This window comes from Pseudoalteromonas sp. P1-7a, assembly GCF_001401855.1.
Taxonomy (GTDB): domain Bacteria; phylum Pseudomonadota; class Gammaproteobacteria; order Enterobacterales; family Alteromonadaceae; genus Pseudoalteromonas.
Genome location: NZ_LKDU01000004.1, coordinates 14539 through 30212, shown reverse-complemented (window position 1 = coordinate 30212; position 15674 = coordinate 14539). Strand labels below are relative to the sequence as shown.

Annotated in this window: 15 protein-coding genes; 12 read left to right on the top strand and 3 right to left on the bottom strand. The window is 40.3% G+C overall.

The window, feature by feature from the left end; genetic code table 11:
* Positions 1–12 precede the first annotated feature (12 nt).
* On the bottom strand, positions 13–1134 hold the full coding sequence (locus tag AN389_RS04730; RefSeq protein WP_055016445.1) for an S-(hydroxymethyl)glutathione dehydrogenase/class III alcohol dehydrogenase: 1122 nt from the start codon (positions 1132–1134) through the stop codon (positions 13–15).
* A gap of 131 nt (positions 1135–1265) precedes the next feature.
* Here AN389_RS04730 and AN389_RS04725 point away from each other — a divergent pair, with 131 nt between their 5' ends.
* The 5 genes from AN389_RS04725 to AN389_RS04705 all read left to right on the top strand — a co-directional run bounded on the left by AN389_RS04725 (position 1266) and on the right by AN389_RS04705 (position 5981).
* Entirely contained in the window at positions 1266–2135 is an 870-nt protein-coding gene (locus tag AN389_RS04725) for a LysR family transcriptional regulator (RefSeq protein WP_055016462.1), read from the top strand.
* Between the two features lie 125 nt (positions 2136–2260).
* Positions 2261–3478: a lipoprotein-releasing ABC transporter permease subunit gene (locus AN389_RS04720; protein ID WP_055019354.1), complete on the top strand. Its 1218-nt coding sequence runs from the start codon at positions 2261–2263 to the stop codon at positions 3476–3478.
* Positions 3471–4169, top strand: coding sequence for a lipoprotein-releasing ABC transporter ATP-binding protein LolD (lolD, locus tag AN389_RS04715; RefSeq protein ID WP_055018638.1), 699 nt, complete (start codon positions 3471–3473; stop codon positions 4167–4169). Before AN389_RS04720 ends, lolD begins: the two co-directional genes overlap by 8 nt.
* A complete protein-coding gene (locus tag AN389_RS04710; RefSeq protein ID WP_055019353.1) occupies positions 4159–5403 on the top strand; it encodes a lipoprotein-releasing ABC transporter permease subunit in 1245 nt (414 codons plus the stop codon). Before lolD ends, AN389_RS04710 begins: the two co-directional genes overlap by 11 nt.
* Positions 5404–5516: 113 nt before the next feature.
* Complete coding sequence (locus AN389_RS04705) at positions 5517–5981, top strand: DUF1456 family protein (protein WP_055019352.1); 465 nt, start codon at positions 5517–5519, stop codon at positions 5979–5981.
* 62 nt (positions 5982–6043) lie between these two features.
* On the opposite strand, the gene AN389_RS04700 is transcribed toward AN389_RS04705, so the two are convergent.
* Positions 6044–7777: an AMP-binding protein gene (locus AN389_RS04700; RefSeq protein ID WP_055019351.1), complete on the bottom strand. Its 1734-nt coding sequence runs from the start codon at positions 7775–7777 to the stop codon at positions 6044–6046.
* Between the two features lie 305 nt (positions 7778–8082).
* Complete coding sequence (locus AN389_RS04695) at positions 8083–8529, bottom strand: DUF3010 family protein (protein ID WP_055019350.1); 447 nt, start codon at positions 8527–8529, stop codon at positions 8083–8085.
* 383 nt (positions 8530–8912) lie between these two features.
* Between AN389_RS04695 and thrS the strand changes: the two genes are divergently transcribed.
* The 7 genes from thrS (at position 8913) to AN389_RS04660 (ending at position 15577) form a co-directional block, all read left to right on the top strand.
* Positions 8913–10823, top strand: a complete 1911-nt coding sequence (thrS, locus tag AN389_RS04690) for a threonine--tRNA ligase (RefSeq protein ID WP_004587838.1) — start codon at positions 8913–8915, stop codon at positions 10821–10823.
* 59 nt (positions 10824–10882) lie between these two features.
* The gene (infC, locus tag AN389_RS04685) at positions 10883–11443 is read left to right on the top strand and encodes a translation initiation factor IF-3 (RefSeq protein ID WP_024034072.1); all 561 of its coding nucleotides are present in this window, start codon (positions 10883–10885) and stop codon (positions 11441–11443) included.
* Between the two features lie 211 nt (positions 11444–11654).
* A complete protein-coding gene (gene rpmI / locus AN389_RS04680; RefSeq protein WP_004587840.1) occupies positions 11655–11855 on the top strand; it encodes a 50S ribosomal protein L35 in 201 nt (66 codons plus the stop codon).
* 15 nt (positions 11856–11870) lie between these two features.
* The gene (gene rplT / locus AN389_RS04675) at positions 11871–12233 is read left to right on the top strand and encodes a 50S ribosomal protein L20 (protein WP_004587841.1); all 363 of its coding nucleotides are present in this window, start codon (positions 11871–11873) and stop codon (positions 12231–12233) included.
* Between the two features lie 334 nt (positions 12234–12567).
* A complete protein-coding gene (locus AN389_RS04670) occupies positions 12568–14385 on the top strand; it encodes a M14 family metallopeptidase (protein ID WP_055019349.1) in 1818 nt (605 codons plus the stop codon).
* Between the two features lies 1 nt (position 14386).
* The gene (locus AN389_RS04665; protein WP_055018642.1) at positions 14387–15028 is read left to right on the top strand and encodes an MBL fold metallo-hydrolase; all 642 of its coding nucleotides are present in this window, start codon (positions 14387–14389) and stop codon (positions 15026–15028) included.
* A gap of 90 nt (positions 15029–15118) precedes the next feature.
* Complete coding sequence (locus AN389_RS04660; RefSeq protein ID WP_002960703.1) at positions 15119–15577, top strand: Lrp/AsnC family transcriptional regulator; 459 nt, start codon at positions 15119–15121, stop codon at positions 15575–15577.
* The last annotated feature ends 97 nt before the right edge of the window (positions 15578–15674 follow it).

Below are 15674 nucleotides of genomic sequence, written 5' to 3'. Positions count from 1 at the left end.
ACCAATAGCGTATTAGTAGTGAATTACTGTACGAATACTTTTACCTTCGTGCATTAAATCAAACGCATCGTTAATTTCTTCAAGGCTCATTGTATGGGTAATAAAGTCGTTAAGCGCAAATTCGCCTGCCATGTAACGCTCAACAATTTCAGGTAATTGCGAACGGCCTTTAACGCCACCAAATGCGCTACCACGCCATACACGCCCTGTTACAAGCTGGAAAGGTCGGGTTGAAATTTCTTGGCCAGCACCGGCCACACCAATAATAACCGACTCACCCCAACCTTTATGACAACACTCAAGTGCTGAGCGCATTACATCAACGTTACCAATACACTCAAACGAATAATCAACACCGCCATCAGTCATATCAACAATTACTTCTTGAATTGGTTTGTCGAAATCTTTTGGATTAATTAAATCGGTTGCGCCAAGTTTTGTTGCAAGGTCAAATTTGCTGGTATTGATATCAACACCAATAATGCGACCAGCGCCGGCCATTTTTGCACCAATAATGGCCGATAAACCAATGCCACCTAAGCCAAAAATAGCCACGGTATCGCCTGGTTTTACGTTTGCAGTGTTTGTTACCGCGCCCATGCCTGTGGTTACACCACAGCCTAATAAACAAATCTCTTCGAGCGACGCTTCTTTATTTACTTTTGCAAGTGAAATTTCTGGCAGTACGGTGTACTCAGAAAAAGTAGACGTGCCCATGTAGTGATAAATTGGTTGGCCGTCTTTAAAAAAGCGTGTAGTGCCATCTGGCATTAGGCCTTTACCTTGTGTTTCGCGCACTGCTGAACATAGGTTAGTTTTGCCCGAAGTACACATTTTACATTCACCACATTCAGCAGTGTATAAAGGAATAACGTGATCGCCTACTTCAACACTGGTTACGCCTTCGCCCACTGCATACACAACGCCTGCACCTTCGTGGCCTAAAATTGCTGGGAAGATACCTTCCGGATCTTCACCTGATAAAGTAAATGCATCAGTGTGACAAACACCTGTTGCAGTAATTTTTACCATTACTTCGCCTTTTTTAGGCATCATCACATCAACTTCTTCAACGCTTAAGGGTTGGTTTGGACCCCATGCAATAGCTGCTTTTGATTTTATAAATTCAGACATGTGCTTATCCTTTGTAGTGGTTTTAAATAACAATTGTAGACCCAAAGTGTTTGGGTGATGGCTCTATTGTATTTGTTTCTCAAATAATGATAATCTCTGATTTATTAAAACACTTTTACAGTATGGTAATAATGGCACGTTGGGATGGCATAGACGAGTTTATAGCCGTGGGTGAAGAGGGCAGTTTTACAGCAGCGGCTAATGTACTGGGGTTGTCGGTTGCTCATATAAGTCGCCATGTAACGGCGTTGGAGCAGCGTTTAAATACCCAATTACTCACCCGTACCACCCGAAAAGTGGTATTAACCAAAGAGGGTGAAGCCTTTTTACATCAAACTAAGCAATTACAACATGCTATGGACGATGCAACGCAAAGTTTAGCAACGCAGCAAACAACGCCTAAAGGTAAAATTAAATTAACAGCTCCGGTTATGTATGGTGAAACTTTTATTATGCCTATTGTGCACAATTTTATGCATGAACACCCTGAGGTTGAAGTTATTGCTACACTTTCTAACGAGCAAGAAAACCTACTCGAAGGCGGGTTTGATTTAGCCATACGGTTAGGGCATTTAAAAGATTCAAGCCACAGAGCACGGCGTTTAAGTGCTCGGCGCTTTATAATGTGTGCCTCCCCAGATTATTTATCCCGTGTAGGTGAGCCTCATACCCTAGGTGAGCTAACACAACATCAATGTTTAATTGGTAACAGTAGTTACTGGCGAGTAAACGAAAACGGCCGTGATAAACACATTAAAATTGCAGGGCGCTTGCGCTGCAATAGTGGATGGGCGTTAGTTGATGGCGCAAAAAAAGGCTTAGGAATAGTCCAGCTACCTAATTATTATATTGAAAATGAGCTACGAACAGGCGAGCTTGTGCCCGTATTAACCCCTTATCAGCCGGAACAAGAAGGTGTGTGGGGAATTTACCCGCCGCGTCAGTTTGTTGCCACTAACGTAAGAGTATTACTCGATTATTTAGTGGCTGGACTTGAATAAAGTGCGCTTAAAATATAGCCAAGTGTAAGATTTATAAATTATTTCTTACATTTATGGTCATATTCAATTCATCTTAGTTCGTGCTACTATAGCCGCACACTTTTAGCATAAATGTTTTAAATAATATGTTTCAACCGGTTAGCTTATTTATAGGGCTCAGATATAGCCGCTCCTCTAAAGGAAATGCGTTTATATCGTTTATTTCATTTTTTTCTATTGCCGGAATAGCCATAGGTCTAATGGCCTTATTCACTGTAAGCAGTGTAATGAATGGCTTTGAAAACAGTTTAAAAACTAATATGTTAGGGCTCATTCCTCACGTAGAAATACAAGCTAATAAACACACCCGCGCGCAAATGAATGCGTTAAAAGTCGATTTAGAGCGCTCAGATTACGTAGATCACGTAAGCCTATACCGCCATGGCGAAGCCATTTTGCAAACCAATAAAGACTTACACGGCGTATTACTGCAAGGCTTGTATGGCGATAACGGCTCGTTATATAAAATTACCGATAAAGTTGTGCAGGGCAATTGGCAAAACGTTTTAAATGATAGCTACAGCATAGCTATTAGCCGTTATTTAAGCCGTAAACTTGGTGTTGGTATGGGAGAAAAATTGCGCGTAATTATGCCTAATGCCTCTACATACACGCCACTTGGACGCGTACCTAGTCAGCGTTTATTTAAAATAGCCGCAATATACGAAACCGGCTCAGAAATAGATATGGGCCTTGCATTTACCAGCGGTGCATCTTTACAGCGGGTATTAAAGCTTAACAAAAATACCGCGCCTAACTTAAGTGTGTCGTTACATGAACCCTTTGAATTAGCGCAATTTACAAAGGACAGCCAACTTATTTTACGCGATTATCAAGTAAGTGACTGGCGCAGTAGCCAAGGCACGTTATTTGCCGCGGTTGCCATGGAAAAACGTATTATGTCTATGTTGTTAGGGCTGATTGTATTAGTGGCTGTATTTAATATTGTCTCAGCATTGACAATGATGGTGAGTGAAAAACAAGGGGAAGTGGCGATATTACAGACCTTAGGTTTAACGCCTTCACAAATACAAAAAGTATTTATGGTGCAGGGCTTGTATAACGGCGTTATTGGCACCGCGATAGGGGCATTTTTAGGTGTATTGTTTAGCATATATATTAATGAACTACTCGCTGCTGTAGGGCTAAACCTACTCGCAGGTGCAGAGCTTCCGGTAAAGTTTGATGTGTTAAGCCTCGTTATTATTGCGCTTAGCAGTATTGCAATGAGCTTTTTAGCCACTTTATATCCTGCGCGCAAAGCCGCAAAAGTAAAACCAGCAGAGGTATTGCGTTATGAATGATTTAGTTATTAGCTGTCAAAACTTAAGTAAAGTTTATCAAGATGGCCAAAACCAAGTAGAAGTATTAAAAGGGGTAGACCTATCACTTAACCAAGGAGATATGCTGGCTATAGTGGGCAGCTCGGGCTCAGGGAAAAGTACCTTACTGCATATTTTAGGCACCCTTGATACGGCTACATCGGGCAGCGCTAAAATAAAAAATCAAGAGGTTGCTAAATTATCGCGAACAGATCAAGCGGCGTTTAGAAATCAAAACTTGGGCTTTATTTATCAATTTCACCATTTATTAATGGAATTTAGTGCAGTTGAAAACGTGGCTATGCCGCTGTTAATTAAAGGGCTCAACGCTAACGAAGCGAAAGAGCAAGCGCTTGAAATGCTCGATAAAGTAGGTTTAGCGCATCGTAGTGAGCATAAACCATCAGCACTGTCGGGTGGAGAGCGCCAGCGTGTTGCTATTGCCCGAGCGCTGGTGACTAAACCCGCATTAGTGTTAGCCGACGAACCTACCGGTAACCTTGATAAGCAAAATGCAATTAAAATTTACGATTTAATAAATGAGCTAAATAAAAGCTTAAATACTAGTTTTGTAGTGGTCACTCACGACTTAGAGCTTGCAGACAAGCTAGGTAAAATTGCGTATTTAGATGATGGGAAACTTGCCATTAAAGAGTCGCACCATGTTGCTTAGTTTATTTTTAAGTGAACGTTTTAGAGCGTATTCTGGGCATAAAGACGAAAAAAACGCATTTGTAAGCTTTATTGCCAAAGCTTCTACTGTTGGTATTTTATTAGGGGTGGCGGTGTTAATTGTTGCGCTTTCGGTTATTAATGGCTTTGAGCAGCAACTTGTGCATCGTTTATTAAGTGTGGTACCGCAAGTTGAATACGTAGCGCCAAGCAGGCCAATTGCCAATTGGGCTGAAAAAGTTGAACGGCTACAGCATCAGCCACATGTTACTGGTGCTGCGCCATTTATAGCGGTAAATGGTATGGCGCAATTTAAAAGCCAGCTAAAAGCGGTAGAGATACGCGGCGTTGAACCAAGCTATGAAGGAAATGTATCGGCCATAAACCAATTTACCCAAGGCACACTGGTTAGTCAGCTGCGCACGAATGACGTTATTTTAGGCCTGCAAATTGTTAAGCAATTAGGCGCTAATATAGGCGACACTATTACTTTACTCATTCCTAAAATTAGTGAGCAAGGCAAGTCACTATTAGCCCCTAAACGCGTAACGTTAACACTTGCGGGCATTATAGAAATGGGTGGCCCAATAGATAGCACCGCTGCGTTTATTCATTTAAAAAAAGCACAAAGCGTTTTAGGTTACGATAATAGCCAAGTAACTGGGCTTAGGTTAAGTGTTGATGACGTATTCGAGGCGCATCAAATTGCACTGCGAGTTGGTCAAACTATTAGTGATTATGTGTACGTGTCTAGTTGGTTTAGGACGCAAGGTAGCTTGTACCAAGATATACAAATGGTACGTACCATTGTTTATATAGTGGTATTTTTAATTATAGCGGTAGCCAGTTTTAATATTGTGTCCTCCTTGGTAATGGAAGTACGCGAAAAGCAAGGCAACATAGCTATTTTAAAAACCATGGGCGCTAAAGACAGTACTATTTTAGCTACATTTGTCATGCAAGGTTTAACGCAAGCTTTTGTTGGGGTACTACTTGGTACATTAGTTGGGGTTGTACTTGCGCTTAATATAAGTGAGCTGTTTACATGGGTTAGCCAGTTATTTGCAGCTAACCCGCTTGAAGGGGTTTATTTTATTGAATTTTTACCGAGTAAATTAGTACTCAGTGATATTGGCATAACGGTTATTGTTACCTTTGTTTTAGCTGTACTTGCAACTATTTACCCCGCGTGGCAAGCAACGCGAGTCGACCCTGCAAAAGTGTTGGGTAATTAACAATTTTTTATAGCGTAAATATCAATAGGGCAGCGTGCCTTAAGCTGCTAAACTGCGCGTTCATTTAACGTGGGCGCCCTAATTTAGCCTCGCTCTCTACTCAGGAAATTACTTTGACAAATAACGATATTTTACGCCGTGTTCGCTATACCTTTAATTTAACCGATACTGCCATGGTCAGTATTTTTGCCGCCGCAGAGGCAACAGTTACCATTGAGCAAGTTGTTGCATGGTTAACAAAAGAGGGCGAGCAAGGGTTTGTTAAAATGTCAGACACTGAGTTTGCTACGTTTTTAAATGGCTTTATTAATACTAAGCGTGGCAAGCGTGAAGGCCCACAGCCTGTGCCAGAGGCTAAGTTAACCAATAATATTATTTTTATGAAACTGCGTATTGCGCTAAACATGAAAGCAGAAGATGTTATAGCAACACTTGCACAGGTTGACTTTGAATTAAGTAAGCATGAGCTGAGTGCGTTTTCTCGCAAAGTAGAAAACAAACATTACCGTGTGTGTAATGACCAAATTTTGCGTTTGTTTTTAACAGGTGTTCAGCAGCAATACCGCCCCGCAGAATAAATAAATTATTTATCGCTAAAAGCTCAGCAATTGCTGAGCTTTTTTGTAGTTAATATTTGCGGCTAAGAAAAGGCCTTATCAGTAAGTAATTGCTGCATTTGCTCTCGCATTTTAAACTTTTGCAGTTTGCCTGTTACTGTCATTGGGTAACTCTCTACAAAGCGAATATAACGGGGCATTTTAAAATAGGCGAGTTTGTCTTTTAAAAATGCACGTATTGCTTGCTCATCAAGAACTGCATCTTCTTTTGGTTGGATCCACGCGCACACTTCTTCACCGTACTTTTCATCACTAATACCAAATATAGCGGCATCTTGAACACCTGGATAAGTGTAAAGAACCTCTTCAATTTCGCGTGGGTAAATGTTTTCGCCACCTCGAATAATCATGTCTTTAATGCGGCCAACAATAGTAACAAATCCTTCGCTGTCCATTACCCCTAAATCACCAGAGTGTAACCAACCTTCATCATCTATAGTGGCTTGTGTTTTTTCTTCGTCATTCCAATAGCAGCGCATTATACCGGCGCCTTTACTACAAACCTCACCGGGTACTCCTACTTTTTGAATATTACCTAGTTCGTCAATAATTTTAACTTCAGTGTGAGCAAGGGCGCGGCCAACGGTTGTTACTTGACGCTCTATAGATGAGTCGGTTTCGGTTATATTATTGATTGGGCTGCATTCTGTTTGCCCATACGCAATTAAAACCTGATGCATATTCATTTGTGTTTGTACTTTACGCATGACTTGCTCAGGGCACGTAGAACCTGCCATAACACCGGTGCGCAACGTGCTAAGGTTATAGTTAGTAAAACTAGGCAGCTCTAGCTGGCTAATAAACATAGTAGGTACACCGTGCAGCGCCGTGCAGCCTTCTTGCTGTACTACATCAAGCGTGGTTTTTGCATCAAATGCATCGCTAGGGTATATAGCTGCGGCGCCTTTAGTTACACACAAAAGACTGCCAAGCACCATACCAAAACAATGATACAGCGGCACAGGAATACATAGTTTATCTTGTGCTGTAAAATGCATAGCATCAGCAACAAAAAGTGCATTATTAAGTATGTTTTTATGCGTGAGTGTCGCACCTTTAGGGTTGCCCGTGGTGCCGGAGGTAAATTGAATGTTTATGTCCTGTTCGGCACTTAAATTTGCAGCAATAGCGTTGAGCTCTAGCTTATGAGCTGGCGTGGCCATATTCATAATATCAGAAAAAGAAAACATGCCAGGGCTTATTTCATCACCAATCCGTATTATATTTTTAAGGCTAGGTAAAGCGTGAGATGACAGCTTCCCATTTTCACACTGCTTAAGTTCTGGCGCTATACTATTTAACATATCTATATAGTTACTGCCCTTAAATTGCGAAGCGGTAATGAGTGTTGAGCACTCAACACTGTTTAATGCAAATTGAAGTTCGTTAGGGCGATAAGCTGGGTTGATGCACACCATAATGGCACCTATCTTGGCGCTCGCAAATTGGGTTAAACACCACTCAATGTTATTGGGTGACCATATTCCGACCCGATCTCCTGGCTTAATACCTATGGCTAATAGCCCCATAGCAAGTTGATTAACTTCTTTTTGAAACGCTCTGTACGTTAAGCGTACATTTTGATGGCTAACAACGACAGCGAGCGAATCAGAGTGTTTGTCGACAATGAAGTCAAAGTATTCGCCAATTGTTTTATCCGTAAGCGGCGTACTTTGCGCACCTTTAAAATAGCTTTTTGTGAGCGGTAATGTGTTTATTTGTTCTACTTCTTTTACCGAGCGCGATGGTGTAATCATGTGCTTCTCCGTATTAATGTGTGTCAGTTACTTATATCAATTCGTGATGATGAGTCAGTATTATTTTACGTAGCCTCTAATAGCTGTGTAGAAAATTAAAATAGTTAAGCGAATTGTTATGAGCTGTAGTTAAAATAAACACAAATTGTCGACAAAGAAAGAGGGGGTAGACTAATGTACTAAGCGTTAAGAGAAGTTAAATGAAAATGTTTTATAGAAGGGCTATAAAAAGCTAGGTTTTATGCAGACATAAAAAAAACGCCACTAAAAGGCGTTTTTATAATTTGTTTTAGTCGCTTAAAGGCTTATAGCTCATCACTGCGGTAGGTTTTTTTCATAATGTATACATAGGCATTAACAAAAGCGTTTTCTTGGTACTTTTTAAGGCCCGTGTCTTCAAACGCAATAGGAATTGGGTTGCGTTTGAGCTGCTCTTTAATTTCGGTCGTTGAGAACACGCGAACATCTAACTCTTCGATTAATTGAATCGCTGTTTCCATTTTAAAGCCCTTTGCACTGCCTGCAAATTTACCTTTAGGTTGGCGCTCACGAATGGCAACAGAATCAATTTGGTAATCTTGCATTAGTTTTGCAAAATCAAATTGAAATTTACGCATTATTTCAGTGTCGTTACCATTACCTAAGGTAAAGCGTGTTTGGCGCACATCGCGAATATCAAATACGTCGTTATCTTTACTTAAAATACAAAGTAGTAAATCGCTACCGGTAATTTCTACACCACATGTTCTCATTGCTGTTCTCTAATATAACTTAATTGTTAGGTATTATACCCAACATCGAATAAATTGCGAGAGCGAGGCTTTGCGTGTGCATTTTAATAATCAATAAACTCAAGTTGTCACATCCTTAATTTAAATTAGCGAGCGAAAAACAAAAAAATGACTATTTTAGGTAAAATTTCAAGTAATGAGCGTGCTTTAAACTTGTAATTGATACTCTATCACGCGACAATATCTTTTTTGTAGTTGAGCAGACTCAGCATCTACATTAGTCATTTGTGGCGAAAAATAGTCAATGCTTATTCGTAAAAGCGTTGTCGAGTCATTCTCATTTAATTTATTTAAAAATACACGTGATACATTGTAGGTGTCACCACTGTATGTAAGGATTTATAATGCCAGTTATTACTCTTCCTGACGGCAGTCAGCGTAGTTTTGAAAACCCTGTAAGTACTCTTGATGTAGCTAACGATATTGGCCCTGGTCTTGCTAAAGCAACCATTGCTGGACGCGTTAATGGCGAGCGTGTTGATGCGTGCGATATGATCAACGAAGATTCGCGCCTTGAGATCATCACCGCAAAAGATGACGACGGCTTAGAAATTATTCGTCACTCGTGTGCTCACTTAATCGGTCACGCAGTTAAGCAGCTTTTCCCAGACGCTAAAATGGCTATTGGTCCAACTATCGATAACGGTTTTTACTACGATATTGATATGGAACATTCTCTGTCTCAAGAAGACTTAGACGCCATTGAAAAGCGTATGTTACAACTTGCAAAAACAAACTACGACGTAGTGAAAAAAAATGTAAGCTGGCAAGAAGCACGCGATACGTTTGAAGCGCGTGGCGAAACGTACAAAATGGAAATTTTGGACGAAAACATCGCAAAAGATGACAGACCAGGATTATACCATCACGAAGAGTACGTAGACATGTGTCGTGGTCCACACGTACCAAACATGAAATTCTGCCAAAACTTCAAAATAATGAAAGTGGCTGGTGCATACTGGCGTGGCGACTCTGAAAACAAAATGCTACAGCGTATTTACGGCACAGCGTGGGGCGATAAAAAGCAACTCAAAGCGTATCTTAAACGTTTAGAAGAGGCTGAAAAACGCGATCACCGCCGTATTGGTAAAGCGCTAGATTTATGGCACTGGCAAGAAGAAGCGCCAGGTATGGTATTTTGGCATAACGATGGTTGGAGCATTTATCGCGAGCTTGAAGAGTTTGTTCGTGAAAAACTGCGTGAATACAGCTACGAAGAAGTTAAAGGTCCAATGATGATGGACCGCTCTTTGTGGGAAAAATCAGGTCACTGGGAAAAATATTCAGACGCCATGTTTACCACAGAGTCTGAAAAACGCGAATACGCTATAAAACCAATGAACTGCCCAGGTCACGTACAAATTTTTAACCAAGGTTTAAAATCGTACCGTGATTTACCACTGCGTATGGCTGAGTTTGGTTGTTGTCACCGTAACGAACCATCAGGTGCTTTACACGGCTTAATGCGTGTACGTGGCTTTACACAAGATGATGCTCACGTGTTCTGTACAGAAGAGCAAGTAATGGACGAAGTGTCAGCGTGTATTAAGATGGTTTATGATACCTATGAGACATTCGGTTTTGACAAAATTGTAGTGAAGCTTTCTACGCGCCCTGAAAAACGCATCGGCGACGATGAAATTTGGGACAAAGCAGAGGTTGCATTAGCCGATGCACTTAAAGCAAACGACATTGAATTTGATTACCTACCAGGTGAAGGTGCCTTTTACGGACCTAAAATTGAATTTACTTTGTACGATTGTTTAGACAGAGCGTGGCAATGTGGTACAGTGCAACTCGACTTTGCATTACCGGGTCGTTTAGGCGCTACTTATGTAGCTGAAAACAACGAACGACGTACCCCAGTTATGATACACCGTGCTATTTTAGGCTCAATTGAGCGCTTTATCGGTATTTTAACTGAAGAATACGCTGGTTTATTCCCAACGTGGCTTGCGCCAAAGCAAGTGGTAATTATGAACATTACCGATAAACAAGCAGATTACGTGCACGAAATTGTACAAAAATTAAATAAACTTGGAATTAGAGCCGCTGCTGACTTGAGAAATGAGAAGATTGGCTTTAAAATCCGAGAACATACACTTAAGCGTATTCCTTACTTACTGGTTGTTGGCGATAAAGAAGTTGAACAACAGGAAGTAGCAGTACGTACCCGCACAGGTGAAGACCTAGGCAAATTTAATGTTGATGATTTTGTAGCTAAAATTAGCGAAGAAATTAAAAATCGACAGTAAAAATCGAGCGTGTAGGGCAATCACAAACAGCCAACTACACGCTTATATTATTGATATTCTTGGAGGAACGTACCATTAGAGGCGGCAAGAAAGGGCAACAAACAGCTCAAAAAAATCGTATTAACGAAGAAATTACAGCTCAAGAAGTTCGTTTAATCGACATCGAAGGCGAACAAGCTGGAATTCAGTCATTAAAAGACGCACAAGCTATGGCTGATGCAGCGGGTGTTGATCTTGTAGAGATTAGCCCAAACGCTGAGCCGCCTGTTTGTAAGGTTATGGACTACGGTAAGTTCATCTTTGAAAAAAGCAAAGAACTAAAAGAGCAGAAGAAGAAGCAAAAGCAAATCCAGATTAAAGAAATCAAATTCCGTCCTGGTACGGATGAAGGTGACTATCAGGTTAAGCTGCGCAACTTACGTAAGTTCTTAGAAGCTGGCGATAAAGCTAAGATCACTATCCGCTTCCGTGGCCGCGAAATGGCTCACCAAGAAATTGGTATCGAATTATTAAACCGTGTTAAGGCTGATTTAGAAGAACTTGCAGTAGTTGAGTCTTTCCCAAATCGTGTTGAAGGCCGTCAAATGGTTATGATGATGGCGCCTGTTGCTAAAAAATAATTTTTAAGCGATAATGCGCACCGAATTTAGCCCAGGTACCCAAGTAATATGTAAATATTCACCTGTGCTAACCGGTTTTAAAGTAAAATTGCGGCATTTATGCTGGGTTTTCACCGGAATATGGCAGTAAGTTAGGCCTAAAAGTGGAGCTATAGAAATATATCTCACGCCTGCTTACTAATTTTTAAGCAATACATTTGGAGTTATTGCAATGGCTTATAAGCTAAAAAGTCACAGAGGCGCTGCTAAGCGTTTCAAGAAAACTGCTTCTGGCGGTTTCAAGCGTAAACAAGCGCATCTTCGTCACATTCTGACTAAGAAAACTTCTAAGCGTAAGTTACACCTACGTCCTAAGATGATGGTTCATAAAAATGACCATGGTCTAGTTTCACGTATGTTACCATTCGCTTAATAGGGGTTTTTAGAAATGGCAAGAGTTAAACGCGGCGTTGTCGCACGTGCACGTCACAAAAAAGTTTTAAAGCAAGCTAAAGGTTACTACGGAGCACGTTCACGTGTTTACCGCGTAGCTTTCCAGGCAGTTACTAAAGCGGGTCAATACGCTTACCGTGACCGTCGTGCTAAGAAACGTACTTTCCGTCAATTATGGATTGCACGTATCAATGCAGCTTCACGTCAAAATGGTCTGTCTTACAGCCGTTTTATCAATGGTCTTAAAAAGACTTCTGTAGAAATCGATCGTAAGATCCTTGCAGATATCGCTGTTTACGACCAAGTTGCATTTGCAGCGCTTGTTGAAAAAGCAAAAGAAGGCCTAGCGGCAGCTTAAGCTTTTTTAAATAAGTATTAAAGAGGAGCCTTAGGCTCCTTTTTTTGTGTCTACAATTTAAGACTCACCTAATAATATCTCCCATCAATAGTACTTTATTGATTTGAGGGCTAAATGTGTCGCTATCTGCGTTAAAAATGTCTCGTTTAGAACAATTAAATAGCAAAATTTTTTGTTTCGATAGCACCATGTATTTCCATCCTCAAAATAGAGCATCTAATAAAGTGCATGGGTATCAGCGGGCTTTCTTTTTTGTTGAATCACCGCACTTTTATAATATCGCTATGTTTACTTGGTATAATTTGTTTTATTAAAGCGTTTGTTAGAGAAAACTATGTTTGCAAGTCTGTTATTTTTATCTGCAATTGTGGCAGATAACAGTCATTTACCGCCTCTTATTCCTTGGCAAGGTAATAGCGTTTCGTTATTACAGCAACAAGGCCCATTAACTACTGATTTTGAGTTATCTCAGGGCAAAGCTTCGCCAAATTATGCCGACACAATGGCGTTTGTAGATAGGTTAGTTGCTGCAAACCCCACACAGTTTCAATCTCAAACAATAGGGTACAGTAATAGCAATCGAGCTATTAAAATGTTGGTTGCCAGTGAGCAAGGGTTCTTTGAAGCGGGGCAGATGGCTAACAGTACTAAGCCAACTATTCTTATCCAAGCCGGTATTCATGCAGGTGAGATAGATGGAAAAGACGCTATGTTTATGTTGCTGCGCGATATTGCAACAGGTAAGCGCCGTGATATTTTAAAAAAGGTAAACATACTTTTTATTCCTATCTTAAACGTAGATGGCCATGAGCGTAGCAGTGCATTTAATCGTATAAATCAGCGCGGCCCTGCAAAAATGGGCTTTAGAACCAATGCAAATAATCTAAACCTTAATCGCGATTTCACTAAGTTAGATACACCCGAGGTAAGAAGTGTTTTAAAGGTTATTAATGATTATAACCCCAACTTGTATATTGATGTGCATGTTACTGATGGCGCAGATTATCAATACGATGTTACCTATGGTTATAATCCCGTTTTTGCCAGTGAATCGCCCGCGATATCGGATGCTTTAGATCAGTATATAAAGCCGGTTATTGACGCAACATTACAAAAGCAAGGACATATACCTGGGCCATTAGTGTTTGTTATGGATAAACGCGACTTTAAAAAAGGCCTTGTAGGTTGGGTGGCTACACCGCGATTTTCAAACGGGTGGGGCGATTTAAAATCATTACCAACAATTTTAGTTGAAAACCATTCTTTAAAACCTTATCAGCAACGCGTATTAGGCACCTATGTATTTTTAGATGGGGCGATAAACGCACTTTCTCAGTACAGCCATGAGCTTGCTAACGCCGTAAAAAAAGAACAAGAATTTGTACCTGATAAACTAATTGTTAAACGATCTTATGCAAAACAAGCAGACACAATTAGTGAGTTTAAGGGGGTAGAGTATACTTCAAGTGTAAGTGCGCTTTCGGGGCAAACTGAAGTTAAATATTTAGGAAAAGCCTATACCTACACTGACTTACCGATTTATTGGCAAAAACAGGTTGAACGAGTTGTTGATGTGCCACAGGCGTTTTTTGTACCGCCCGTGTATAGCGATATAATAGAAAAGCTTAAGCTACATGGGGTGTCTGTAAATAAACTTAAAGGCGCGAATACACAACCATTAAAGCTTGCTAAAGTATTGGATTATTCGTTTGATAAAGCCCCGTTTGAAGGGCGTTTTAGAGTCTCAGCAAGTTTTGATTATGTGCCTGCGATAAATGTAGATTTAGACGGTTGGTATCAAGTAAACACGCAACAAAAGGCTGGGGAATTAGCGGTTCATTTATTACACCCAGAAGCTCGTGATTCATTTTTTGCGTGGGGTGAATTTAATACGATTTTTCAACGAACAGAGTATATGGAAAATTACGCGTTAATCCCATACGCACGGAAAATGCTTAAAGACAACCCAAAACTTGCCCTTGAGTTTGATAAAAAACTTAAAGATAAAGCATTTGCGCACGATGCCAATGCACGTTTGAACTGGTTATATTCACATACCCCATTTTATGATGAAGCGTATTTAAAATACCCAATTTTAATGTCGTATGAGCAAGTAGCCGTTATCCCCGATCAAAAAGATAAAGAAATTTAATATGCACGTTATTACGATACCCGTGACTCCTTTTTCTCAAAATTGCAGAATAATTAGCTGTACAGAAACAAAGCAAGCAGTAGTAATTGACCCAGGTGGCGACACACAAAAAATTATAGCCACGCTTAATGAACACAAATTAGTATTGAGCGCTATTTGGCTTACGCATGGGCATTTAGACCATGTAGGTGCAGCTGATGAATTACGCGCACATTACAATGTACAAATTATTGGCCCACAAAAAGATGAGTCATTTTGGTTTGAAAACCTGCCTATGCAAGCACAAATGTTTGGATTTCCAGCTATTAAAGCCTTTTACCCTGATATTTGGCTTAATCATAATGATGTATTAACGCTTGGCAAACTTAGCTTTAGTGTTAAGCATTGCCCGGGGCACACACCTGGTCACATTGTGTTTTATGAACCTGATCAGCAATGCGTTATTGTTGGCGATGTTATTTTTAAAGGGGCTATAGGGCGTACAGATTTCCCTAAAGGCAACACAGAGCAGCTGATTGAGTCTATTAAAAGCCATATTTTAACGCTTGAAGATAACACGCGTATTTTAGCCGGCCATGGTGAAGATTCGACTGTAGGCCACGAAAAACGCACTAATCCATTTATAAGTGGCCAATTTGGTTAATTAAAATCCATGAAAATGCAAAATTATTGCAGACGGAATTTTAAATTGGCTGTATAATTTAACCAGTTTATTAGATAAATAAGAAATAAAATGTCTCTAAATCACGTAGATCGCCAAATTTTGGCACTTTTACAACAGGACGCAAGTCTTTCAACTGCTGAAATTGCAGACAAAGTAGGCTTATCTCAATCACCTTGTTGGCGACGCATTGCTAAGCTTGAACAAGATGGCTACATCAAAAGTAAAGTGGCGCTTTTAGATGAGAAAAAGCTTGGTTTTGACATGCTTGTATACGCACATGTGCGCTTATCAAACCATGGCAAGAAAAACTTAGCTGAGTTTGAAAAGCTAATTATGAGCTATGACGAAGTGACAGAATGTTACACAATGGCCGGTACTATGGACTTTATGCTGCGTATAATCTCACAGGGTATAGAAGGCTATGAGCACTTTGTACGTGACAATTTACTCAGCTTAGAATACGTTCAAGAGGTTCACTCTAACGTAACCATGACATGTGTAAAACGCAGTACATCTCTTCCTCTATAAAATAAACAACACAAAGTTAAGCTATACTAACAAAGCTAATAACGCTGTGTGCGAATTGTTAAATGAGCGCTAATTTGGTAACATTTAGCGCTTTTTC